The sequence below is a fragment of the Franconibacter pulveris genome (assembly GCF_056780215.1).
In genome coordinates this window covers 3,326,221-3,347,164 of sequence record NZ_CM165555.1, presented here as the reverse complement: position 1 = coordinate 3,347,164, position 20,944 = coordinate 3,326,221, and the positions used below count along the sequence as shown (strand labels likewise).

Sequence of the window (20,944 nt, the reverse complement as noted above, 5' to 3'; positions counted from 1 at the left end):
ACGTTTTTACAGGGGAAGGTTATGAGTCAGGCATTACCGCTGGTCACCCGGCAGGGGGATCGCATTGCGATTATCAGTGGGTTACGTACCCCTTTCGCCCGTCAGGCGACGGCGTTTCACGGCGTTCCGGCGGTGGATCTCGGTAAGATGGTGGTCGGCGAACTGCTGGCGCGCAGCGAAATCTCGCCAGACGTTATCGAACAGCTGGTGTTTGGCCAGGTTGTGCAAATGCCGGAAGCGCCCAATATCGCCCGTGAAATTGTGCTTGGCACCGGTATGAACGTTCATACCGACGCTTATAGCGTCAGCCGCGCCTGCGCCACCAGCTTCCAGGCGGTAGCCAACGTCGCGGAAAGCCTGCTGGCGGGCACGATTCGCGCCGGGATTGCCGGCGGGGCGGATTCCTCCTCTGTGCTGCCGATTGGCGTGAGCAAAACGCTGGCGCGCACGCTGGTGGATGCGAACAAAGCGCGCACCATGAGCCAGCGGCTTAAGCTTTTTTCACGTCTGCGGATGCGCGACTTGCTGCCGGTGCCGCCTGCGGTAGCGGAATACTCCACGGGCCTGCGGATGGGCGATACCGCCGAGCAGATGGCGAAAACCCATGGCATTACCCGCGAGCAGCAGGATGCGCTGGCGCACCGCTCGCACCAGCTAGCCGCAAAGGCCTGGGAAGAGGGGAAACTTGCGCAGGAGGTCATGACCGCTTACGTGCCGCCTTACCGTGAACCCTTTAGCGAAGACAATAACGTTCGCAAAAATTCGACAATAGCCGATTACGCTAAGCTGCGCCCGGCATTCGACCGCCAGCACGGCACCGTAACCGCCGCGAACAGCACGCCGCTCACCGACGGCGCTGCGGCAGTTGTCCTGATGACCGAATCCCGCGCCAGAGAGCTGGGGCTGCAGCCGCTGGGCTACCTGAGAAGCTACGCTTTTACCGCGGTCGATGTTTGGGAAGATATGCTGCTCGGCCCCGCCTGGTCGACGCCGCTGGCGCTGGAGCGCGCCGGGCTTACGCTTAACGATATTACGCTGTTCGACATGCATGAAGCCTTCGCCTCGCAAACGCTCACGAATTTGAAAATGCTGGCAAGCGATCGTTTTGCCCGTGAGGTGCTTGGGCGCGATCGCGCGACGGGCGATGTGGACGAATCAAAATTCAACGTGCTGGGCGGCTCCATCGCCTACGGGCATCCGTTTGCCGCCACCGGCGCGCGCATGATTACCCAAACCTTAAACGAACTGCGCCGCCGCGGCGGCGGCTTTGGCCTGGTGACCGCCTGCGCGGCGGGGGGCCTGGGCGCGGCAATGGTGCTGGAGGCCGAATAATGGAATCGACATCCGCTTTTTATCTTCACGTTCGCCCGGATAACGTGGCGGTGGTGACTATCGACGTGCCGGACGAGAAAATGAACACCCTGAAGGCGGAGTTTGGTCCGCAGGTGCGCGCCATTCTTCGGCAAATTCGCGATAACAAAGCGCTGGAAGGGGTCGTGTTTATCTCGGGCAAGCCGGACAACTTTATCGCCGGCGCCGATATCAACATGATAGCCAGTTGCAAAACGGCCCAGGAGGCGGAAGCGCTGGCGCGCCAGGGGCAGCAGATCATGGCGGATATTCATGCGCTGCCAATCCCGGTCGTGGCGGCGATCAACGGGCCGTGCCTTGGCGGCGGGCTGGAGCTGGCGCTGGCCTGCCATCGCCGCGTCTGCACCGACTCCCCTAAAACGCTGCTGGGACTGCCGGAAGTGCAGCTGGGGCTGCTGCCCGGTTCCGGCGGCACTCAGCGCCTGCCGAGGCTGACTGGCGTCAGCACGGCGCTGGAGATGATCCTCGCTGGCAAGCAGCTACGACCGCGCCAGGCGCTGAAAGTTGGGCTGGTGGACGATGTGGTGCCACCCGCTATTTTGCTGGATGCCGCCGTAGCGCTGGTGAAAAAAGGTCGCGGCAACGGGCGGCGTTTGCCGGTGCGCGAACGCGTGCTCGCCGGGCCGCTGGGCCGCGCGCTGCTGTTTAAAATGGTGACGAAGCAAACCGAGCAGAAAACCCATGGCAACTACCCGGCGGCGCGGCGCATCATCGATGTCGTACGCACCGGGCTTGAGCAGGGGAGCGCGAGCGGCTACGACGCTGAAGCGAAAGCGTTTGGCGAGCTGGCGATGACGCCGCAGTCGGCGGCGCTGCGCGGTATTTTTTTCGCCAGCACCGAACTTAAAAAAGAGACCGGCAGCGAGGCGCAGCCAAAGCCCCTTCGCGCAGTGGGCGTGCTGGGCGGCGGGCTGATGGGCGGCGGCATCGCGTATGTCACCGCCAGTAAGGGCAAGCTGCCGGTTCGCATTAAGGATATTAATGAAAAAGGCATCAGCCACGCGCTGAAATACAGCTGGGATCTGCTTGAGAAAAAGGTGCGCCGTCGCCATCTCAAAGCAACAGAGCGCGACAGCCAGATGGCGTTAATTTCCGGTTCCACCGATTACCGCGGCTTTCATAATCGCGACATCGTCGTGGAAGCGGTGTTTGAAGACCTGGCGCTCAAGCAAAAGATGGTGGAGGAAGTGGAGCAGCACGCCGCGCCGCATACGATTTTCGCCTCGAACACCTCTTCGCTGCCGATTGGCGATATCGCCGCGAACGCGGCGCGCCCTCAGCAGGTCGTCGGCCTGCATTATTTTAGCCCGGTCGATAAAATGCCGCTGGTGGAGGTGATTCCGCACGCCGGCACCAGTCCGGAAACCATCGCCACCACCGTGCAGCTTGCTAAAAAGCAGGGCAAGACGCCGATTGTGGTGGCCGACTGCGCCGGGTTTTACGTCAACCGTATTCTTGCTCCCTATATGAATGAGGCGATGCGCTGCCTGATGGAAGGGGAGAGCATTGAACATATTGATGACGCGCTGGTGAAGTTTGGTTTCCCGGTTGGTCCAATCCAACTTTTGGATGAGGTAGGCATTGACGTAGGCACTAAAATTATCCCGGTGCTGGAAAAAGCCTATGGCTCCCGTTTCAGCGCGCCGCACGACGCCGTTGCAGCAATATTGAAGGACGATCGCAAAGGCAGAAAAAATGGCCGTGGTTTCTATCTTTATCCTGCGAAAGGGCGTAAAAGCAAAAAACAGCCAGACCCGGCTATTTATACGTTGACCGGCGTGAAGCCAGTCAACCGGCTTACCGGGGCGCAAATCGCCGAGCGCTGCGTCATGATGATGCTTAACGAGGCGGCGCGCTGTCTGGATGAAGGGGTAGTGCGTTCGCCGCGCGATGGGGATATCGGCGGCGTGTTCGGCATTGGTTTTCCGCCGTTTCTTGGCGGCCCGTTCCGCTATATGGATAGGCTGGGCGCGGGTGAGGTGGTCGCGACGCTGCAACGTCTTACCGCCCAATATGGGGAGCGCTTTGCCCCTTGCGACAGGCTGATACGGATGGCCGAAGAACGCCTCGTTTTCTGGTCTGAATTGAACCAGAAGGAAAAAATTGAGGTCAAACAAGAGTAACATCCGCTGCGGATGAAGCGCCGGTCGGTCAGTTTGTAAACGTTGATTGACTATACTTGCAGCAATAAGGTAAAAAACAGCGTTTCATCTGAAGTACGGATCAGGCACAATGCCCGGCCGCCCTGATAACCTTACTGGTTGTGTTATACCCGAAGGGGAAAAGGGCGATTCTGGTTAACAAAAGCGGTGCAATATGCAAGTTTTTATCATGCGTCACGGCGACGCAGCACTCGATGCCGCCAGTGATTCGGTTCGTCCGCTAACCCATTGCGGTTGTGATGAATCCCGTCAAATGGCGACCTGGTTAAAAGGTCAAAAGGTGGATATCGAACGTGTTCTGGTGAGCCCTTTCCTGCGAGCCGAACAGACACTGGATGTCGTACGGGAGGCAATGAATTTGCCGGAAACACAAGACATCCTGCCGGAGCTGACGCCTTGCGGCGATGTTCATCTGGTAGGGGACTATCTGCAGGCGCTGGCGAAAGAGGGAACCGCCTCGGTGCTGGTGATTTCGCACCTGCCGCTGGTCGGTTATCTGGTCTCTGAGCTTTGCCCTGGCGAAACGCCGCCAATGTTCACCACTTCCGCTATCGCTAACGTTACGCTCGATAACGAAAGCGGCAAAGGGGTGTTCAACTGGCAGATGAGCCCCTGCAATCTCAGAATGAAAAAAGCGATTTAACGCCAGTCGCATGAAAAAAGAGCCGCCCAGTGCGGCTCTCTGCTTTTTTGGCCCGGCGCTTTCTGTCTGTTCCCGCCATCTGCTGTGCAGCGCGCACGCGTCGGCTCAGGGCAACTGCGGCGGCTGCCACTCTTCCACTTCAATCAGCACCACCAGCGCGGCGTCGCCGCCATACTCTTTCGGCGCCTGATGAAACGCCATCACGTGGGGATGCTGCGCAAGCCACAGCGGCGTCTGCTGCTTAAGAATGTGCTTGCCGTGGCCGTGCATCACGCAGGCGCAAAAAACATGCTCGCGGCGGCAGGCGGCGATAAGCGCGCCCAGTTCCTGTTTCGCCTGCATCTGCGTCAGGCCGTGCAGGTCGAGGAACAGTTCAGGGGAGTAGTCGCCCCGGCGCAGCTTTTTCAGTTCGAAGTGATCGACGCCCGGGCGCACGTAGCGCATCGGCCCATCGCTGTTCAGCAGCGGCTGGAACTCATCGGAAAAGTAGTGGCTATTGTCCACTTGCTCTTGCAACAGGCGCTTTGGCGGCACCTCGCTCAGTTTCTTACGCGGCGGCGGATGGACGATGGTGTCCTGCTTTATCTGGCGGGTTCCGCGCATCAAATCACGAAACAGCGCGCTTTCTTCCTCGCTCAGCGATGGCTTCTTTTTCATCTCGTTCTCGTCTTAAGCATTTTGGGGCAGTTTACCTGACTTCGTGCGCGTGCCAAATAAAACGCCCAATTCCCGGCCTGCCGCGTCGGCGAATGCTGATTTATCGCCGTCTTCATGGCAAACTAGCCGCCGAATGTAAACGCGGTGCGGCCTGCGGAGGGCAATGTGGATAAAATTTTCGTCGATGAAGCAGTCAATGAACTGCACACCATTCAGGATATGCTGCGCTGGGCGGTTAGCCGGTTTAGCGCGGCGAACATCTGGTATGGTCATGGCACGGACAACCCCTGGGATGAGGCGGTGCAGTTGGTGCTGCCCACGCTCTGGCTGCCGCTGGATATTCCGGAAGATATGCGCACCGCGCGCCTGACCTCCAGCGAGCGTCACCGCATCGTTGAACGCGTGATTCGCCGCGTTAACGAGCGTATTCCGGTGGCCTACCTTACTAACAAAGCCTGGTTCTGCGGCCACGAGTTTTATGTGGATGAGCGCGTGCTGGTGCCGCGTTCGCCCATCGGCGAGCTTATCACCAACCGCTTCGCCGGGCTGATTGACCATCAGCCGCAGCACATTTTGGATATGTGCACCGGCAGCGGCTGCATCGCCATCGCCTGCGCTTATGAATTCCCGCAAGCGGAAGTGGACGCAGTCGACATCTCCACCGACGCGCTGGCGGTCACCGAACACAATATCGAAGAGCACGGCATGATCCACAACGTCACGCCGATCCGCTCCGATCTCTTCCGTGACCTGCCGAAAGTGCAGTACGACATCATCGTCACCAATCCGCCTTACGTGGATGAAGAAGATATGTCCGACCTGCCGGGCGAATACCGTCACGAGCCGGAGCTGGGGCTCGCTGCGGGCAGCGACGGGCTGAAGCTGGCGCGCCGTATTATGGCCTGCGCGCCGGATTACCTTACCGACAACGGCATTCTGATTTGTGAAGTGGGTAACAGCATGGTACATCTGATTGAGCAATATCCGGATGTCCCCTTCACCTGGCTTGAGTTTGACAACGGCGGTGATGGCGTCTTTATGCTGACCAAAGCGCAGCTTATCCGCGCGCGCGAACACTTCAGCATTTATCGGGATTAATCCGTACCTTGCGGGCCTGCGCGCCCGCATTCACTCCTTTCACATATAACGATGACAACGGTAAGGAGCCGTGATGGCAGGGAACAGTATTGGACAATTCTTTCGCGTAACGACCTTCGGTGAATCCCACGGTCTGGCGCTGGGCTGCATCGTGGACGGCGTGCCGCCGGGCATTCCGCTTACCGAAGCGGACCTGCAGCACGACCTCGACCGCCGCCGCCCCGGCACCTCTCGCTATACCACACAGCGCCGTGAACCGGACCAGGTGAAAATACTCTCCGGCGTGTTTGAAGGCGTCACCACCGGCACCAGCATCGGCCTGCTGATTGAAAACACCGATCAGCGCTCGCAGGATTACAGCGCTATTAAAGATGTGTTTCGTCCCGGCCATGCCGATTACACCTACGAACAAAAATATGGCCTGCGCGACTACCGTGGCGGCGGGCGCTCCTCAGCGCGTGAAACCGCGATGCGCGTGGCGGCGGGCGCCATCGCTAAAAAATATCTGGCGCAGAAATTCGGCGTGCAGATCCGCGCCTGCCTGACGCAGATGGGCGATATTCCACTGGAAATCAAAGCGTGGGATCAGGTGGAGCAGAACCCGTTTTTCTGTCCGGACCCGGATAAAATCGACGCGCTGGATGAACTGATGCGGGCGCTCAAAAAAGAGGGCGACTCAATCGGCGCGAAGGTGACTGTCGTGGCGGACGGCGTACCGCCGGGCCTCGGCGAGCCGGTATTTGACCGTCTTGATGCCGATATCGCCCATGCGCTGATGAGCATCAACGCGGTGAAAGGGGTGGAAATTGGCGAAGGTTTCGGCGCGGTGGCGCTCAAGGGCAGCCAGAACCGTGATGAAATCACCAAAGCGGGCTTCCAGAGCAACCACGCGGGCGGCATTCTCGGCGGCATCAGCAGCGGCCAGCAGATCGTCGCACATATCGCGCTTAAGCCCACCTCCAGCATTATGGTGCCGGGCCGCACCCTCAACCGCTTCGGCGAAGAGGTAGAGATGGTGACGCGCGGGCGCCACGATCCCTGCGTGGGGATCCGCGCGGTGCCGATCGCCGAAGCGATGTTGGCGATCGTGCTGATGGATCACCTGCTGCGTCAGCGCGCCCAGAACGCCGACGTCAGCACAACACTGCCTCGCTGGTAAAAGCATGAAAAAAGCACTCTGCGCGCTGCTGGCTCTCTGTGCCAGCAGCGCGGTTTTCGCCGCCACGCCGTGGCAAAAAATCAGTCATCCTATTCCCGGCAGCGCCCAGTCTATCGGCGCCTTTTCCAACGGCTGTATTGTGGGCGCGCAAGCGCTGCCGCTTAACGACGATGCTTATCAGGTAATGCGCACCGACCAGCGTCGCTATTTCGGTCATCCGGATCTGGTGCGTTTTATCCAGCGTCTCAGCGGCGAAACGCATCGCCTCGGCATGGGCACCGTACTGGTCGGCGACATGGGAATGCCTGCGGGAGGACGCTTTAACGGCGGTCACGCCAGCCACCAGACCGGGCTTGACGTCGATATCTTCCTTCAACTGCCGAAAACGCGCTGGAGCGCCTCACAGCTGCTCAAGCCTCAGGCGCTGGATCTGGTGGCGCGCGACGGGAAATCGGTTGTGCCTTCATTGTGGAAACCGGAAATCGGCGGGCTTATCAAGCTTGCCGCGCTGGATGATGAAGTGACGCGTATTTTCGTCAACCCGGCCATTAAGCAGCAACTGTGTCTGGACGCCGGGCCGGATCGCGACTGGCTGCGCAAAGTGCGCCCGTGGTTCCAGCACCGCGCCCATATGCATGTGCGCCTGCGCTGTCCGGCTGACAGCCTTGAGTGCGAAGAGCAAGCGCCGCCGCCGCCAGGCGATGGCTGCGGCGAGGAGCTGCAAAGTTGGTTTATTCCCGCCAAACCGGGCGGACAGGCGCCAGTGAAGAAAGCGCCGCCGCCGCCACCGCCTTCCTGTCAGGCGCTGCTGGATGAGCATGTACTTTAAGGATAAGTAAATGGATCTCTTTATGGTTTCCCCGCTGCTGCTTGGCGTGCTGTTTTTCGTCGCCATGCTGGCGGGGTTTATCGACGCGCTGGCGGGCGGCGGCGGGCTGCTGACCGTGCCTGCGTTGCTGGCGGCGGGCATGTCGCCCGCGCAGGCGCTGGCCACCAATAAGCTGCAGGCGTGCGGCGGTTCAATCTCTTCCTCGCTCTATTTTATCCGTCGCGGCGTGGTGGATCTTAAATCGCAGAAGCTTAACATTCTGATGACCTTCATCGGTTCGACCACCGGCGCGCTGCTGGTGCAGCATGTGAAATCTGACGTGCTGCGCCAGATCCTGCCGCTGCTGGTTATCGGCATCGGCCTCTATTTTTTGCTGATGCCGCGGCTTGGCGAAGAGGACCGGCAGCGTCGTCTCTATGGCCTGCCTTTTGCGCTGGTGGCCGGGGGCTGCGTGGGTTTTTATGACGGCTTCTTCGGCCCCGGCGCAGGCTCGTTTTACGCGCTGGCCTTTGTCACGCTCTGCGGCTATAACCTTGCTAAATCCACCGCTCACGCCAAGGTGCTCAACGCCACCTCGAATATTGGCGGCCTGCTGCTGTTTATTATCGGCGGCAAAGTGGTGTGGGGGACCGGGTTTATTATGCTGGCGGGGCAGTTTTTGGGCGCCCGCCTGGGTTCAAGGCTGGTGCTGAGCAAAGGCCAGAAGCTCATTCGCCCGATGATAGTGATTGTCTCGGCGGTCATGAGCGCCAAACTTTTATATGACAGCCATGGAACGGAAATTCTGCAAGCCTTAGGGATAAACTAATGAGTAAAGAACACCATTACCAACAGCTAATAGAGATATTCGACGGCTGCTTTGCCGGAGAATTTAATACCCGTCTGATTAAAGGCGACGATGAACCTGTCTATCTTCCGGCTGATGACGAAGCGCCTTATAACCGGGTGGTTTTCGCCCACGGTTTTTACGCCAGCGCCCTGCATGAGATTTCGCACTGGTGTATTGCGGGCAAAGCGCGGCGCGAGCTAGTGGACTTCGGCTACTGGTACTGCCCGGACGGACGCGACGAAGCCACGCAGCACCAGTTTGAAGATGTTGAAGTGAAGCCGCAGGCGCTGGAATGGCTCTTTTGCGCGGCGGCGAATTTTCCGTTTAACGTTAGCTGCGACAACCTGAGCGGCGATTTTGACCCGGATCGCATCGCTTTTCAGCGTCGGGTGCACGCTCAGGTGATGACTTATCTGGAGCAGGGGATCCCGACGCGCCCGGCGCGTTTTATCGCTGCTCTGCAAGATTATTACCAGACGCCGCCGTTTACGGCGGAGCAATTTCCATGGCCGGAAGACTTGTGCTGATCGCCATAGTACTGAAAGAGGAAACAAGATGATCGCGGAATTTGAAGCACGCATTCTGGCGCTGATTGACGACATGGTGGCGCATGCCAGCGATGATGAACTGTTCGCCAGCGGCTACCTGCGCGGGCACCTGACGCTGGCGGTAGCCGAGCTTGAGCAGGGCGACGATCATTCGCCGGAAGCGGTGTATGCGAAAGTGACCAACAGCCTTGAAACCGCCATCCATGCCGGCGAGCTCTCCCCGCGCGACCAGGCGCTGGTGCTTGGCATGTGGGATAACCTGTTCCAGCAGGCGAAGTTTAAGTAACCCTCGGGTCTTAACTTGCACCGCTCCTCTTCCTGACGGGGAGGAGCGGTTCAGGTATGCGTGAACGACTCCGGGCTGAAAAGCGTAGCGCCTTTCCCATCCACTGCGACACTCACATCACTTCACCGCTTTTCCTTTCAGCAGCTTTCGCACCCATAGACGGTTGGGGTTCAGCGTCGCAAGCGTTGCGCTATCCAGCGGCAGCGGGTCATCGTTCATTTGCGAAGCGAGAATTTCCGCAGCCAGCGGCGCGCTGCATAGCCCGCGGGAGCCAAGCGCGCCCAGCATAAAGAGATTGGCGTGAACCGGGGCGGGGGCGGCGTTTTCCGGCGCGGCGGCAAGCGTCGCGTATTGCGAAAGCGTTGCTGCGTAGTCCGCCACGTTGCCCACCATCGGCAAGTGGTCGCGCGTTGCGCACCTCACGCCGCAGCGCGCTTCGCCGCCGCTGACATTCACTTCCTGCGCCCAGTCGGCCTGCGGCAGGCAGTCAATCAGCCGCTGGCGGTTATGCTGCTGATCCGCCTCGTTATAAACCATCTGCTCGCGTCCGCGATGATAGCTTGCGCCGATACAGTGCATGCCGTTGGCCGGGTTTTGCGGCGTCAGATAACCGTCATAGCAGAGCACCTGGCGCAGCTTGCCAAGCGCCGGCGCGGTGGGGATATGGCTTACCTGGCCGCCGACCGGGTAGACCGGCAGCGGCGCCGTCTGTTCAAAGCGGCTTATCTGCCAGCCATTCGCCAGCACGGCGACCTGATGGTAAGCCTGCTCGCCGTTATCAAAATTGAGCCTCCAGCCGGTTTGCTCCTGTGCGAGCGCAGTAACGCGGCGACGATAATGCGTTTTTAAACCCAGCTTGCAGGCAAGCTCCAGCACGCCCGCCGTGAGTTGAGCGGGGCACAGCCAGCCGCCCTGCGGATATTCAATGCCGCCGCAGCCGGTGCGTACGCCCGCACGCGCTTCCACTTCCTGCGCCGTAACCGCCCGCGCCAGCGTCTGGGGTAAATCCAGGCTCAGCATCTGGTCAATCTTCTGCTGGCTTTTTTCATCGAAGCCAAGCTGCGTGACGCCGCACCAGTCGTGGTCGAATGTCACCGGCAGGCTGTCGTAAAGACGACGCGCAAACGTAAAAGCAGCCGGGAAAAAGCGCGCCAGCGCGGCGTCGTGCTGGCTTAGCAGCGGATAAAGCGCGCCCTGGCGGTTGCCGGATGCGCCCTGAGCCGGAGCGTCATCTTCACAATAAAGCGTCACCTGCCAGCCGCGGCGTAACAGCGCGAGCGAGAGCAGGGCGCTGGCGATGCCGCCGCCGATAATCGCGGCTTCCCGGGCGGCGGCAGGCGAGCGGGCAAACCAGGGCGTGCGCGAAACGGCGTCCTCTCGCGCTTCAAGGATGCCGGTCAGCATTTCGCGCTTGCGCCCAAAGCCTTTGCGCTTTTGCATGGTAAAACCCGCCTCCTGCAAACCCCGGCGTACAAACCCGGCTGAGGTGAATGTCGCAAGCGTGCCCTCTCTACGCGCCAGGCGCGCCATTGCCGAGAAAAGCTTCGGCGTCCACATATCCGGGTTTTTCGCTGGCGCAAAGCCGTCCAGAAACCAGGCGTCTACCTGTTGATTGAGCGAATCATCCAGCTCATCGACAAGCGAGTTGATATCCCCAAACCAGAGATCGAGCGTGACGCGCCCGTCGTCCAGCAACAAACGCTGGCAACCCGGCAGCGGCAGCGGCCATTGCTGCTGCAGCTTTTGCGCCCACGGCGCGAGTTCAGGCCAGTGGGCGTGCGCTTGCCTGAGATCCTGCGCGGTCAGCGGAAATTTTTCGAAGCTGATGAAGTGCAGGCGCTGAAGGGTCGCCTGCGGGTGGGCATGGCGAAAATCGTCAAACGCCTGCCAGAGCGTTAAGAAGTTGAGGCCAGTGCCGAAGCCGCTTTCGGCGACGACTAACGACGAACGGGGATGCGTGAGGAAGCGTTCCGGCAAGTGATTGCCGCCGAGAAAAACATAACGGGTTTCTTCCAGCCCATTATCATTAGAAAAGTAAACGTCATCAAAATCTCGGGAAACAGGTGTACCCTCACTATTAAAGTCAAGGCTGGCCGGTTGTATCGCGTTAAGTTTCACGTAAGTTGCTCGTCTGACAGGCGGTGGCACGATCTTAACGATGTGTGTAAAGCGGTGCAAATTTCCTGATATTTTGGCTGATCGGACTTGTTCGGCGTACAAGTGTACGCTATCTTGCGACACGAATCTTACAAAGTGCGACTACAGAGGTATTGAATGAAACGTGCAGTGATTACTGGCTTGGGCATCGTTTCCAGCATCGGTAATAACCAGCAGGAAGTCCTGGCATCTCTGCGTGAAGGGCGCTCGGGGATCACTTTCTCTCAAGAATTTCTCGATTCCGGTATGCGCAGCCACGTCTGGGGTAACGTAAAACTGGACACCACTGGCCTGATTGACCGCAAAGTGGTTCGTTTCATGAACGATGCCTCTATCTATGCGTATCTTTCGATGCAGGAAGCCATCAAGGATGCAGGCCTGAGCGAAGAGGTTTATCAGAACAACCCGCGCGTTGGCATCATCGCTGGTTCCGGCGGCTCTTCCAAAGCGCAGGTATTTGGCGCAGACGCGATGCGCAGCCCGCGCGGTCTGAAAGCGGTTGGTCCATATGTCGTGACCAAAGCGATGGCTTCCGCGGTCTCCGCCTGCCTGGCGACGCCGTTCAAAATCCACGGCGTGAACTATTCCATCAGCTCCGCTTGCGCGACTTCCGCACACTGCATCGGCAACGCGGTTGAGCAGATCCAGCTTGGCAAACAGGATATCGTTTTTGCCGGCGGCGGCGAAGAGCTGGGCTGGGAAATGGCCTGTGAGTTCGACGCCATGGGCGCGCTCTCCACCAAATACAACGAAACGCCGGAAAAAGCGTCCCGCACCTATGATGCGAACCGCGATGGCTTTGTTATCGCAGGCGGCGGCGGTATGGTCGTTGTGGAAGAGCTGGAGCACGCGCTGGCGCGCGGCGCCCACATTTATGCTGAAATCGTCGGCTACGGCGCGACTTCCGATGGCGCAGATATGGTTGCTCCGTCGGGCGAAGGCGCGGTGCGTTGCATGAAGATGGCGATGCAGGATCTCGACGCGCCAATCGACTACCTGAACTCGCACGGCACTTCCACGCCGGTGGGCGACGTGAAAGAGCTGGGCGCTATTCGTGAAGTGTTCGGCAACAATACCCCGGCGATTTCCGCCACCAAGGCGATGACCGGCCACTCTCTGGGCGCCGCAGGCGTGCAGGAAGCTATCTACTCCCTGCTGATGCTGGAGCACGGTTTTATCGCGCCGAGCATTAACATTGAAGAGATGGATGAGCAGGCGGAAGGTCTTAACATTGTAACGGAACCGACCGTGCGCGAGCTGACGACCGTGATGTCTAACAGCTTCGGTTTTGGCGGCACCAACGCCACGCTGGTTATGCGTAAGCTGAAAGCGTAAAACGCTACCCGATAGAAAAGAGCGCGAAGGCGCTCTTTTTTTTGCCTTTTTGCCAGCTTAGCCCGGCGGTAGCGCTGCTTCAGGCTCTCCCCACAGCCCACTATTTTCCCGGTGCGGATAGTAAAGCAAATCATAAACAGGCGGTTTCAGATGGTTATTAATTCAGGGTTGTGTCTCTTTAAAAGAAATAACCCTGCGACAAGCGGCATTAAAATTTGATGCTGTATTTTTTAGATTGATAACGGCCGGGATTTATATATTAAAAAGAAAGGAATAAATGCCGCTAATAATAAGTCAGGGGATTAATTCTTTAGTCAGCTAATTAATAAGGTTGCATCACCCTGGTTGTTAAAGGGGTGGACGCTCGCTTTGTCTGTATCATTCTCCCGGTTTCCCTCGCCGCCCCAGTCCTGGTCAGGGCTCAGGAGACGAGCCTGGCCTGATGGCAGCCTCCGCCTAAGCAAAATTTATCTCCTTGTATTTAAAGTAATTACCTAAAAAATATCCTGCTGCATATATGTAAAATTAAAGTTTTGCTGAACTAAGCCGATAGAGTGTAGCGCCACTAAAGCAAGCAAAAAGAAATATCACCTGTTTATTTTGATAGTTCTTCCTGCAATAAGTAGTTCCATTCTGCTGCTGGCGGCATTTATGCAGACATATGAAAGCCGAAATTTTTAATTTGCGGAATTCAGGGAAAACTTTTTTATTAAGGCGTTAAATCGCCCGGGAGTTGTTATGCCCTCAAAAAAGTCTTTGGGTAAACGGACTTTTTCGATTACAGGGAAATCAGTTTTGATTGTGATGCTCTCTGCTTGCAGCGGCGGCGGCGGCGGTGGCGGTGGTGGCGGCGACAACAGCGGCACCGTTAACGGCGTCACGGGCGACGGCGCCAGTAAGACGAGCGCGCAGAACAGCGGCGGCGGCGCGGGTAATAACGCCAGTTCGGGCAACGACAGCAGCGGCGTTGCGGCAACCCCGCCGGTCAACAACACGCTTTTAAAAGCGCCGGTTGCTCAGCCCGGCGGGCCTGCGCTTTCTGCAGGGGAAACCGTTGTCAGCACGCCATGGAACCAGAACCTGTTTACTACCAACGCGGCGGCGGCGAGAGCGGCAGGCGTGAACGGCGCCGGCGTTACCGTTGGCGTTGCGGATACGGGCATCGACAGCCAGAACCCGGCATTGCAGGGCGCCGTGACGGGCGTGCTCAATTATGTCGACCCGGCAACCAACAACCTTAACGTAGAAGATGTGCGCGGCCACGGCACGTCGGTCGCCCAGACGCTGGCGGGCCGTACAGCCCGCGTTTTCTCCGGCGGCACCGCTTCCGGCGCGTCGCTTATCAGCGCCCGTATTATCCCCGACAGCAGCAACGCCGCCTACAGCCTTTCCCTGTCTCAGGTTAACAGCGACCTGGCGCGCGCGGGCGCGAAAATCATCAACAACTCATGGGAAATCCCGAACTGGGACACGACGAATAGCGCGACAACCAACTACTACGTCAACGCCTGGAAGCCATTTATCGCCCAGGGCGGACTGGTGGTGTTCGCAAGCGGCAACAGTTCCGCCGCCAACCCGAGCACCATCGCCAGCCTGCCTGTCGTTTCAGGCTCGCAGGAGCTGGAAAAAGGCTGGCTGGTGGTGACGGCGACCAATAACCTGAACGCTATCGCCTCTTACGCGAACCGCTGCGGCATCAGCAAATACAATTGCCTCGCTGCGCCGGGTAACGTTTATGTGCTTGAGGAAGACGAGCAGGGCAACGCGCAGCTGCGTCTGGTGAACGGCACCTCTTTCGCCGCGCCGCAGGTCTCAGGCGCGGCCGCGCAGGTCTGGCAGCAGTTCCCTTATTTCTCAAACGATCTGGTACGCCAGACGCTGCTTGGCACCGCCGCCGACCTCGGCGCGCCGGGGGTGGATGAGGTTTATGGCTACGGCATGCTCGACGTGGGCAAAGCCATCAAAGGTCCGGCGAAGTTTGACTGGGGCGATGTCAGCGTATCGTTTGATGGTTACAGCTCGACCTGGAGCAACCCCATCAGCGGCGCAGGCGGGCTGATTAAAAACGGCACCGGCACGCTGGTGATGACGGAAGAAGCCACCTATACCGGCGCGACCCGCGTACTGGGCGGCATCCTCTCCGGCAAGGGCATCGCCTCTTCCGCAAGCGTAGGCAGCGCAGGCGCCCTCGACATGCGCGGCGTAAAGGGCGATGTTGATAACCGTGGATATGTGATCCTTCGCGATGGCGAAACCCGCTTCGGCGGCAACTACACGCAGTATGGCGAAGGGCATCTTGCTTTCATGCTGGGCTCTACGCTTAACGTTGCGGGTAATGCCGCGCTGGATGGCGATCTTCACGTGTTGGGCGTGCCTCAGGGTTACGTTACCAAAAGCCAGCAGGAGGTGATTAACGCCGGGTCGGTGCAGGGGCAGTTCAGCAGCTTCACGCAGGAGCCAGGCGTTTTCCTGGACGCTTCGGTAGGTTACAGCGCAAACCAGGTCTGGCTGAATATTCAGCGCCTTCAGGCCACGCAGGTGAGCGGCGTGAATTACACGCCAGCCGCCGCTTCCGGCGCAACGCGCCTTGAGCAGGCTTTTGTGCAACTGGATAACCAACCGGCGGACGCGCAGAAAACCGCGTTTGCGGCGACGGCGGCGCAAATTCAGCAAGCGCCGACGGCGCAGGCGGCGCAGGCGACGCTTGAGAGCCTTTCCGGGCAGCTTCCGGCGGCGGGCAGCGCGATGGCCTATCAGTCCATCAACCTGAGCCAGCGTCGCGACGCGGAGCATATCGCGCAACTGATGGACGCGCCGCAAAGCCGCCAGTGGGCGGAGCGTTTCTCCTGGAACGGCAGCCTTGGCCACGCCGGTTTTGCGCCAGTAAACTACGCCGCGAACGGCTGGGTGACGGGGCACGATACCTTTATCGACAGCAACACCTTTATCGGCAGTTCGCTGATGTTTGGCAACACCTCCGGCAGCCTGAGCAGCGGCGGTGAAAGCAGTCGCGGCACGCTGAATGAAGCGGCGCTTTACGGCGGCAAAATCTTTGGCGGCTACTATGTGACCGGACGTATGGCGTCCGGCTACTACGACGGCGATCAGCGCCGCATGCTGTGGCTTGGCAGCCAGTCCGAGCGCGTCAGCAGCCGTCAGAGCGGCAGCTGGTTTACGCTTGGCAGCGAGAGCGGTTATCGCTTCAGCGGCGAGCAGTGGCAGGTTACGCCGTTTGCGGACGCGCAGTATATCAGCCTGCGTCAGCGCGCTTTCGAAGAGCAGAGCCGCAGCGGCTTCGGTCTGAAGGCGGATGACCAGACCACCGGCCGCTGGCAGGCGGGCGTGGGTTTACGCACCCGCTACACGCAGGAACTGCTGAAATATGGTCGCATTGGCGTCGGTTTCCAGACGCATTATCAGCGCACCGTCAGCCAGGAAAGCGGCCGTTATCAGGCAAGCTTTACCGGCGTCGACCAGGCTATGCCGCTGGCGGGCGTCACAGCGCCGCAGGATGTCTGGACGACGGGCGTCAGTGTGATGTGGCAATTTAACGATGATTACAGCCTGTCGTTTGGCGGTGAACATACCCTCAGCGACGGCCGAAGCGACGCGCAGCTGGAAGCAGGCTTCAGCGTCGGCTTTTAATCACGGGTAATGAAACAAAAGGCTCCCTTCGGGGAGCCTTTTTTATTGCGGCTAGATAACCAGCCAGAGCAGAAGCAGTACGATGACAAACGCGAACAGCGCTAGCCCGGGGCGGGCCGAGAGGTTTTTCATCGGCTCGATAACCGAGGCGATAAGCGGGTTATAGATAGGCTGGATGTTACGCACTTCAAGGCTTTCCGGCGAACGTTCGGCGCGGCGGACAAACACCTGGTTGAGGATATCCTGCACCTGGGCGGTCGTCAGCAGGGTTTGCGGCGTGGCCTGATAGCGCTGCTGGGCGTAATCGCTCATCTCTTGCCATTCTCGCGGCTCCATCGGCTGGCGCAGCGCGGCCTGCACGCTATGCAGCGTGGGCGAAGGCTGCTGGGCGAGCGTCTGGCGCGCCGTAAGCCAGGTCGTCAGCAGGGCGAAATGTTTCGCCGGGATCAGCTCGCCGGTTTTCACGCCGGAGAGTTCCAGCATCGATTGCCAGATGAGCTTCGGCGACTCGCCCGTGGCGGCGGCAAGCTTCGTCACCAGTTGGTTAAGCGTATTGTGCTCGGCAGGCTGCAACGGGCGGTCGGTGGCCGGGCGCTGCTGCGGCTGCGGAATATTCAGTTGATTATTCTGTAAAAGCGACAACACGCTTTTAAGCTGGTCCGGCGTAAGCTGGTTCAGGGCCGCGTGGCCAAACTGCTGGCGAATGTAATCGCTCGCCGCCTGGCGGTTGTTGCCCACGCTCAGCAACTCGGTAAGCTGCGACAACACCTGGCGGTTGGCATGGGTTTGCTGCGCGCTGGTCAGGCGCTGGTTCAGGTTTTGCTCGGCGGCGGGAAAATGGCGCGAGAGCAGGGGGGCGTCGCTTTTAAGCCCTAAATCATGCTTCATGCCCGCCCACACTTCCGCGCTCTGTTGCTGAGTCAGCGCAACAAGGCGGGTAATGAGGCGCTCCAGCACGGTGCGCTGCTGAGTGGAAAGCGGCTGCTCTTGCGGTGGAAGTGCGGAGGGCGGCTCGCCGGGAGGGCGCGCCGTAGCGCCCTGAATGGGTTGCATCATCAATAATCCTTAACTGACCGGACGTTGTCGCGAAACATTACCAGGCTGTTAAGTATGCCTGGCGGCGAGATTATGGCACACTTACCGGTTATCTCCCGCACAAAACAGGTACTGAAACGTGAAAATCCTCGTTGATGAAAATATGCCTTACGCCCGTGAGCTTTTCAGCCGCCTTGGCGAGGTAAAAGCGGTGCCGGGCCGTCCAATCCCGCAGAGTGAACTGGACGACGCCGACGCGCTGATGGTGCGCTCGGTGACGAAGGTCAACCGCGACCTGCTTGCCGGTAAACGCATAAAATTCGTCGGCACCGCCACCGCCGGCACCGATCACGTTGATGAAGCATATTTACGCGAGGCGGGCGTCGCTTTTTCCGCCGCGCCCGGCTGTAACGCCATCGCCGTGGTGGAATATGTTTTCTCCGCGCTAATGGGGCTTGCCGAGCGCGACGGCTTTGCGCTTACTGACCGCACCGTCGGCATCGTCGGCGTCGGCAATGTCGGCTCCCGCCTGCAGGCGCGGCTGGAAGCGCTGGGCGTGCGCACGCTGTTGTGCGACCCGCCGCGCGCAGAGCGGGGCGACGACGCGGATTTCCGGCCGCTGGACGAGCTGGTTAATGAGGCGGATATCCTGACGTTCCACACGCCGCTTTATAAAGAAGGCGCTTACAAAACGCTGCATCTGGCCGATGAGGCGCTGATCCGCCGCCTCAAGCCCGGCGCCATTCTTATTAACGCCTGCCGCGGGCCGGTGGTAGATAACGCCGCGCTGCTGAAATGCCTGAACGAAGGGCAGAAGTTAAGCGTGGTGCTGGATGTCTGGGAGCCGGAGCCGGAACTCAACCTCGACCTGCTGAAAAAAGTGGATATCGGCACCGCGCACATCGCCGGTTACACCCTGGAAGGCAAAGCGCGCGGCACGACGCAGGTGTTTGAAGCATTCAGCGCGTTTATCGGCCAGGCGCAGCAGGTTGCCCTTGATACGTTGCTTCCCGCGCCGGAGTTTGGCCGCATTACGCTGCACGGGCCGCTCGATCAGGCAACGCTAAAAAGACTTATCCATCTGGTGTATGATGTGCGCCGCGATGATGCGCCGCTGCGTAAAGTAGCGGGCATCCCGGGTGAGTTTGATAAGCTTCGCAAGAACTACCTTGAGCGCCGCGAATGGTCGTCCCTGTATGTGCAGTGCGACGACGCCGTCAGCGCTGAACTGTTGCAAAAGCTTGGCTTTAACGCTGTTTATCATCCGGCCCGTTAACCACTTTCTCTCATTCCCCGCCCGTAGCGCGCGGGGAATGCTTTTTTATTGTCTGGAGTAAACCACCATGTCTGAAGGCTGGAACATCGCCATACTGGGCGCCACGGGCGCCGTGGGAGAGGCCCTGCTCGAACTGCTTGCCGAGCGTCAGTTCCCGGTGGGCGAACTTTACCCTCTGGCTCGTGCGGAAAGCGCGGGCGAAACGCTGCGTTTCGCAGGCAAAAGCGTGCAGGTTCAGGATGCCGACGCGTTTGACTGGACTCAGGCGCAGCTCGCCTTTTTCGTTGCGGGCGTCGAAGCTTCCGCGCGCTATGCGGAAGAGGCCACTAACGCGGGCTGTCTGGTTATCGACTCCAGCGGCCTGTTCGCGCTGGAGCCGGATGTGCCGCTGGTCGTGCCGGATGTTAACCCGTTTGTGCTGGCCGATTACCGCAACCGTAATCTGGTGGCCGTGGCGGACAGCCTGACCAGCCAGCTGCTGTGCGCGCTCAAACCGCTGATTGACGAAGGCGGCCTTTCCCGCATTCAGGTCACCAGCCTGCTTTCCGTTTCCGCGCAGGGCAAGGCGGCGGTGGATGCGCTGGCGGGGCAGAGCGCGAAGCTGCTCAACGGCATTCCGATTGATGAAGACGATTTCTTCGGCCGCCAGCTGGCGTTCAACCTGCTGCCGATGCTGCCGGACAGCGAGGGCAGCGTGCGTCAGGAGCGCCGCCTGGTAGATGAAGTTCGTAAAGTCTTGCAAGACGAAGGGCTGATTATCTCCGCAAGCCTCGTGCAGTCGCCGGTTTTCTACGGCCATGCGCAGATGGTGAATTTTGAAGCGCTGCGCCCGCTGGCGGCGGAAGAGGCGCGCGACGCCTTCGCGCGCGGCGAGGATATCGCCCTTTCCGAAGAGAGCGAGTTCCCGACGCAGGTGGGCGACGCATCCGGCAATGCTCAGCTTTCCGTAGGCTGCGTGCACAACGATTACGGCATGCCGGAGCAGATCCAGTTCTGGTCGGTGGCGGATAACGTCCGCTTTGGCGGCGCGCTGATGGCGGTAAAAACCGCGGAGAAACTCCTTCAGGAGTATTTCTACTGATGTCGGAAAGTCTGGAAAAGCCGGTAATGAAAATCGCGCTCGGCATTGAGTACGACGGCAGTAAATATTATGGCTGGCAGCGTCAGCAGGAAGTGCGCAGCGTGCAGGAGAAGCTTGAGAAAGCGCTTTCGCAAGTGGCGAACGAGCCTGTCAGCATCTTTTGCGCCGGGCGCACCGACGCGGGGGTACACGCCACCGGGCAGGTTGTGCATTTCGAAACCACGGCGCAGCGTAAGGACGCGGCCTGGACGCTGGGCGTAAATGCGAATTTACCTGGTGACATCGCCGTACGCTGGGTAAAAGATGTGCCGGAAGATTTTCACGCGCGATTTAGCGCCACGGCGCGCCGCTATCGTTACGTTATCTATAATCATCGCCTGCGCCCGGCGGTGTTGCAGCAGGGCGTAACCCATTACCACCTGCCGCTGGACGCCGAACGTATGCACCGGGCGGCGCAGTGCCTGCTTGGCGAAAACGACTTTACCTCGTTTCGCGCCGTGCAGTGCCAGTCGCGTACGCCCTGGCGCAACCTGATGCACATCTTCGTAACGCGCTATGGCGCTTACGTGGTGGTGGATATCAAAGCGAACGCTTTTGTACACCATATGGTGCGCAATATCGTCGGCAGCCTGATGGAAATCGGCTGCGGCAACCAGCCGGAAACCTGGATGGCGGAGCTGCTGGCGGCGAAGGACAGAACCCTTGCCGCCGCCACAGCGAAAGCGGAAGGGCTCTATCTGGTTTCGGTGGACTACCCGGCGCATTTTGCGCTGCCCAGACCGCCGATGGGCCCCCTTTTTTTAGCTGACTGAATGCTGTTGAGGAAGGCAAAA

17 protein-coding genes are annotated in these 20,944 nt (G+C 59.4%); 14 read left to right on the top strand and 3 right to left on the bottom strand.

Annotation, left to right across the window (positions count from 1 at the left end; all coding sequences use genetic code 11):
• Positions 1-21: 21 nt before the first annotated feature.
• From fadI to sixA, 3 genes are all read left to right on the top strand, one after another.
• Positions 22-1,332, top strand: coding sequence for an acetyl-CoA C-acyltransferase FadI (gene fadI / locus ACU4F7_RS15780; protein ID WP_481637306.1), 1,311 nt, complete (start codon positions 22-24; stop codon positions 1,330-1,332).
• The gene (gene fadJ / locus ACU4F7_RS15775) at positions 1,332-3,494 is read left to right on the top strand and encodes a fatty acid oxidation complex subunit alpha FadJ (RefSeq protein WP_481637305.1); all 2,163 of its coding nucleotides are present in this window, start codon (positions 1,332-1,334) and stop codon (positions 3,492-3,494) included. The genes fadI and fadJ overlap by 1 nt, the downstream gene beginning before the upstream one ends.
• 193 nt (positions 3,495-3,687) lie before the next feature.
• Positions 3,688-4,176, top strand: coding sequence for a phosphohistidine phosphatase SixA (sixA, locus tag ACU4F7_RS15770; protein WP_029593477.1), 489 nt, complete (start codon positions 3,688-3,690; stop codon positions 4,174-4,176).
• A gap of 105 nt (positions 4,177-4,281) precedes the next feature.
• On the opposite strand, the gene smrB is transcribed toward sixA, so the two are convergent.
• Positions 4,282-4,833 carry an endonuclease SmrB gene (smrB, locus tag ACU4F7_RS15765; protein ID WP_029593476.1) on the bottom strand — a complete coding sequence of 184 codons (552 nt, stop codon included), beginning with the start codon at positions 4,831-4,833 and terminating at the stop codon, positions 4,282-4,284.
• Positions 4,834-4,998: 165 nt separating this feature from the next.
• On the opposite strand from smrB, the gene prmB reads away from it, so the two are divergent.
• From prmB to ACU4F7_RS15735, 6 genes are all read left to right on the top strand, one after another.
• Positions 4,999-5,931, top strand: coding sequence for a 50S ribosomal protein L3 N(5)-glutamine methyltransferase (gene prmB / locus ACU4F7_RS15760; RefSeq protein ID WP_029593475.1), 933 nt, complete (start codon positions 4,999-5,001; stop codon positions 5,929-5,931).
• Between the two features lie 73 nt (positions 5,932-6,004).
• On the top strand, positions 6,005-7,090 hold the full coding sequence (gene aroC, locus ACU4F7_RS15755; RefSeq protein ID WP_024561607.1) for a chorismate synthase: 1,086 nt from the start codon (positions 6,005-6,007) through the stop codon (positions 7,088-7,090).
• 4 nt (positions 7,091-7,094) lie between these two features.
• Positions 7,095-7,919 (top strand): penicillin-insensitive murein endopeptidase, encoded by an 825-nt coding sequence (gene mepA / locus ACU4F7_RS15750; RefSeq protein WP_029593474.1) that lies wholly within the window; start codon positions 7,095-7,097, stop codon positions 7,917-7,919.
• 10 nt (positions 7,920-7,929) lie between these two features.
• A complete protein-coding gene (locus ACU4F7_RS15745; RefSeq protein ID WP_024558227.1) occupies positions 7,930-8,727 on the top strand; it encodes a sulfite exporter TauE/SafE family protein in 798 nt (265 codons plus the stop codon).
• A complete protein-coding gene (locus ACU4F7_RS15740) occupies positions 8,727-9,275 on the top strand; it encodes an elongation factor P hydroxylase (RefSeq protein WP_029593472.1) in 549 nt (182 codons plus the stop codon). The genes ACU4F7_RS15745 and ACU4F7_RS15740 overlap by 1 nt, the downstream gene beginning before the upstream one ends.
• A 28-nt stretch (positions 9,276-9,303) precedes the next feature.
• Complete coding sequence (locus ACU4F7_RS15735; RefSeq protein WP_029593471.1) at positions 9,304-9,582, top strand: YfcL family protein; 279 nt, start codon at positions 9,304-9,306, stop codon at positions 9,580-9,582.
• A 117-nt stretch (positions 9,583-9,699) separates the two neighbouring features.
• Here the strand turns inward: ACU4F7_RS15735 and mnmC are convergent, their stop codons facing one another.
• Complete coding sequence (gene mnmC / locus ACU4F7_RS15730) at positions 9,700-11,700, bottom strand: bifunctional tRNA (5-methylaminomethyl-2-thiouridine)(34)-methyltransferase MnmC2/FAD-dependent 5-carboxymethylaminomethyl-2-thiouridine(34) oxidoreductase MnmC1 (RefSeq protein ID WP_481637304.1); 2,001 nt, start codon at positions 11,698-11,700, stop codon at positions 9,700-9,702.
• 156 nt (positions 11,701-11,856) lie between these two features.
• Between mnmC and fabB the strand changes: the two genes are divergently transcribed.
• Positions 11,857-13,074 (top strand): beta-ketoacyl-ACP synthase I, encoded by a 1,218-nt coding sequence (gene fabB, locus ACU4F7_RS15725; RefSeq protein WP_029593469.1) that lies wholly within the window; start codon positions 11,857-11,859, stop codon positions 13,072-13,074.
• An 804-nt stretch (positions 13,075-13,878) separates the two neighbouring features.
• The gene (locus ACU4F7_RS15720) at positions 13,879-16,719 is read left to right on the top strand and encodes a S8 family serine peptidase (protein ID WP_481638743.1); all 2,841 of its coding nucleotides are present in this window, start codon (positions 13,879-13,881) and stop codon (positions 16,717-16,719) included.
• Between the two features lie 51 nt (positions 16,720-16,770).
• Here ACU4F7_RS15720 and flk read toward each other — a convergent pair whose 3' ends face one another.
• On the bottom strand, positions 16,771-17,772 hold the full coding sequence (gene flk, locus ACU4F7_RS15715; RefSeq protein WP_481638742.1) for a flagella biosynthesis regulator Flk: 1,002 nt from the start codon (positions 17,770-17,772) through the stop codon (positions 16,771-16,773).
• Positions 17,773-17,893: 121 nt separating this feature from the next.
• On the opposite strand from flk, the gene pdxB reads away from it, so the two are divergent.
• The 3 genes from pdxB (at position 17,894) to truA (ending at position 20,923) form a co-directional block, all read left to right on the top strand.
• Positions 17,894-19,030: a 4-phosphoerythronate dehydrogenase PdxB gene (gene pdxB, locus ACU4F7_RS15710; protein WP_481637303.1), complete on the top strand. Its 1,137-nt coding sequence runs from the start codon at positions 17,894-17,896 to the stop codon at positions 19,028-19,030.
• Between the two features lie 67 nt (positions 19,031-19,097).
• Positions 19,098-20,111: an aspartate-semialdehyde dehydrogenase gene (locus ACU4F7_RS15705; RefSeq protein WP_024561728.1), complete on the top strand. Its 1,014-nt coding sequence runs from the start codon at positions 19,098-19,100 to the stop codon at positions 20,109-20,111.
• A complete protein-coding gene (gene truA, locus ACU4F7_RS15700) occupies positions 20,111-20,923 on the top strand; it encodes a tRNA pseudouridine(38-40) synthase TruA (protein WP_029593465.1) in 813 nt (270 codons plus the stop codon). Before ACU4F7_RS15705 ends, truA begins: the two co-directional genes overlap by 1 nt.
• Positions 20,924-20,944 lie beyond the last annotated feature (21 nt).

Excerpts from the sequence above, each read along its gene's own strand:
- fadI (WP_481637306.1), top strand. The coding sequence starts at position 22 with ATGAGTCAGGCATTACCGCTGGTCACCCGGCAGGGGGATCGCATTGCG.
- fadJ (WP_481637305.1), top strand. The coding sequence starts at position 1,332 with ATGGAATCGACATCCGCTTTTTATCTTCACGTTCGCCCGGATAACGTG.
- sixA (WP_029593477.1), top strand. The coding sequence starts at position 3,688 with ATGCAAGTTTTTATCATGCGTCACGGCGACGCAGCACTCGATGCCGCC.
- smrB (WP_029593476.1), bottom strand. The coding sequence starts at position 4,833 with ATGAAAAAGAAGCCATCGCTGAGCGAGGAAGAAAGCGCGCTGTTTCGT.
- aroC (WP_024561607.1), top strand. The coding sequence starts at position 6,005 with ATGGCAGGGAACAGTATTGGACAATTCTTTCGCGTAACGACCTTCGGT.
- mepA (WP_029593474.1), top strand. The coding sequence starts at position 7,095 with ATGAAAAAAGCACTCTGCGCGCTGCTGGCTCTCTGTGCCAGCAGCGCG.
- ACU4F7_RS15745 (WP_024558227.1), top strand. The coding sequence starts at position 7,930 with ATGGATCTCTTTATGGTTTCCCCGCTGCTGCTTGGCGTGCTGTTTTTC.
- ACU4F7_RS15740 (WP_029593472.1), top strand. The coding sequence starts at position 8,727 with ATGAGTAAAGAACACCATTACCAACAGCTAATAGAGATATTCGACGGC.
- ACU4F7_RS15735 (WP_029593471.1), top strand. The coding sequence starts at position 9,304 with ATGATCGCGGAATTTGAAGCACGCATTCTGGCGCTGATTGACGACATG.
- fabB (WP_029593469.1), top strand. The coding sequence starts at position 11,857 with ATGAAACGTGCAGTGATTACTGGCTTGGGCATCGTTTCCAGCATCGGT.
- ACU4F7_RS15720 (WP_481638743.1), top strand. The coding sequence starts at position 13,879 with ATGCTCTCTGCTTGCAGCGGCGGCGGCGGCGGTGGCGGTGGTGGCGGC.
- flk (WP_481638742.1), bottom strand. The coding sequence starts at position 17,772 with ATGCAACCCATTCAGGGCGCTACGGCGCGCCCTCCCGGCGAGCCGCCC.
- ACU4F7_RS15705 (WP_024561728.1), top strand. The coding sequence starts at position 19,098 with ATGTCTGAAGGCTGGAACATCGCCATACTGGGCGCCACGGGCGCCGTG.
- truA (WP_029593465.1), top strand. The coding sequence starts at position 20,111 with ATGTCGGAAAGTCTGGAAAAGCCGGTAATGAAAATCGCGCTCGGCATT.